3 protein-coding genes are annotated in these 2,327 nt (G+C 42.3%); all 3 read right to left on the reverse strand.

Annotated features, from left to right (window positions below; all coding sequences use genetic code 11):
• Positions 1–592, reverse strand: a 592-nt coding sequence (locus RJ60_RS15120) for an ACP S-malonyltransferase (RefSeq protein ID WP_180979996.1), incomplete at its 3' end; no start/stop codon positions are given.
• Between the two features lie 63 nt (positions 593–655).
• Positions 656–1,399, reverse strand: coding sequence for an SDR family NAD(P)-dependent oxidoreductase (locus RJ60_RS15125; RefSeq protein WP_103135286.1), 744 nt, complete (start codon positions 1,397–1,399; stop codon positions 656–658).
• A partial coding sequence (locus RJ60_RS15130) for a 3-oxoacyl-ACP synthase III family protein (RefSeq protein ID WP_103135287.1) occupies positions 1,392–2,327 on the reverse strand: 936 nt, incomplete at its 5' end. The genes RJ60_RS15130 and RJ60_RS15125, both read right to left, overlap by 8 nt.

The following is a 2,327-nucleotide window of genomic DNA, read 5'->3' on the forward strand; positions in this document are numbered from 1 at the left end:
TACTCATGAGTACCCCTAACTTTTCTCTTGCCTTTTGCATATACGGGGTATGATAAGCTACCTTCAAATTCAACTTAACTACTCCCATTGCCCCGGCGTTTTGTAAATCTTTGGATAATTTCCCAACTTGCCCTTCTGAACCAGCAACTACAACCTGGTAATTTGAATTAATCTCCGAGATCCAAATATCATTATAGCCTTTCATTAACTCCTCGACTTTAACTGCTGAAAGTCCGTTAACTGCTACTACACTGCAGACCTCGTCTGAAGATGATTGTGTAAACTCTGCCCAGCACCGTATCACTTCAAGACCATCTTCCAATCCGAGCATATTGGCTGCATACAGGAGTGAGTACTCTCCAAAACTGTGACCTGCCAGTAAGTCGTAAGTAATCCCTCGCTCTAACAGCAACTCGAAATACAAAGCAGATGTCACGAACAAAGATATTGCCGTTAGTTCGCTTGAGTCGAGCATCGAATCATTCTCTGGATTACAAATCATGTCAAACACATCTATATTAAGGTAATCACTTGCTCTGTCTATTAGACTTTTCGAATTACCGATATCTTTTCCTGTTATTGCTTTAGCCATTCCCGGATATTGACTACCAAAGCCGGGAAACAACAGACATATTTTGCCCATCGCTTTGATCTTTCATGCTTTTCTTATCATATGGCCACCATCAATTTTGTAGCATTCGCCTGTTATCCATTTCGCTTTGTCAGATAACAGATACTCGATCAAGTTGGCCACATCAACCGGATCTCCCAACCCAAGAGGATATGAATCTTCAAAGGCCTTCTTTTGCTCATCGGACAGGTTTTTGAAGAAGTCATCTACCATTTCCGTCTTCACTATTCCTGGAACAACCGCGTTCAGTCTTATGCCTTTTAATGCAAGCTCTGAAGCCGTTGCGGGAATGAATCCTTCAAATGCCCCTTTGCTGGCAGCATAAATTGATTTGCCCATCGCTCCCTCATGTGCCGCCAACGAAGAGATGAGCACAAAAGAAGCGTTTTCTGCAAAGTACCCGTTCTTGGAGAACATAGAAACCAACAGCATTGCGGAAAAAGTGTTCAGGTTGAATACATCGAATATCGTCTGCTTCTTCACAAGAGAGAGAGGCAGCGTCTCTTGTATCCCGGCACAGTGAACAAGCCCGGATATAGGTCCAACTGTCTCTTTGACTTTTTTCGCATAATCCTGAAGTGAATCAAGATCCGATAGATCCCAGGGAATTATTACGTACTTTTCTTCTGAATAACCTTTGACAGTTTCTTCAAGCTTGACGGCTGTTCTAGAAGTCAAAACAACATTCGAGCCTCTTTCGATAATGGTTCTTGCAGTACACCTTCCAATACCGCTTGAAGCGCCGGTTACTACTATCCACTTATTCATAGTCGGACACTCCTGCACACTTCACTTCTCCAAGTTTCATATGAACTGCACCAATAGATAGACCGCCTCCAAAACCAGCCATGATAATGCTCTTTATATTTGCATTCTCTAATTCATCTTTTAGTTCAGAACAGAGAGTAATGGGCACAGTTGGAGAACTTGAATTTCCGTATTTACCAATTGAGATCGGTACTCTCTCCCAGGGGATCTTTACACTCCTTGCTACTTGTTTAAGCATATATTCATTTGCCTGGTGCAATACCAGCCAGTCTATGCTTTCTGACGATTCGTTTGCTCGTTCAATTAAAGCCTTAATTCTCTTTGGAACATTTCTCGCCACAAAATTGTAAACGTCCATTCCGTTCATATACATATCTATCGGCCGTCTATAACCACCATCTTCGTATTCTTTGTACTGACTACTGTATTCGTTGATTCTATTTCTATAGCCGCCATCAGGAATTATCAGAGCAGATCTTTTAGACCCAATTGTTTCGAAATCGAATGTCCAGATTCCGCCATTCGGGTCTGGTGAGACAACAGATGCCGTTCCCGCATCTCCAAAAAGGAGAGCAGTTACCTTATCTTTTGGCGACACAAAATGCGAATGTGTATCTCCATCAAGTAGAAGTACTAGCTTTCCCGTTGATTTTGCTAGACTTCCCGCAACGAATAGTCCATACGGATAGCCTGAACATGCGATATTAATATCAAACGCTGCAATGTTTTCAGGCAAACCCAGTAAATCTTGGCAGTAGGTTGCGTTGTTTGGCAACAAGTTGTCGGGTGTCTGTGTTACAAAAATCACCCCAGAAAAGTCGTTTCTGTTGTAATTGCCGTATTCGAAAAGTTTACGCGCAGCAAAAACAGATAGATCTAAAGCGGTGATCTCGCCTTCTTTGCTAACTCTTCTTTTCGAAACGCCTGT

It is taken from the genome of Mesotoga sp. B105.6.4, from assembly GCF_002896535.1.
Classification (GTDB): domain Bacteria; phylum Thermotogota; class Thermotogae; order Petrotogales; family Kosmotogaceae; genus Mesotoga.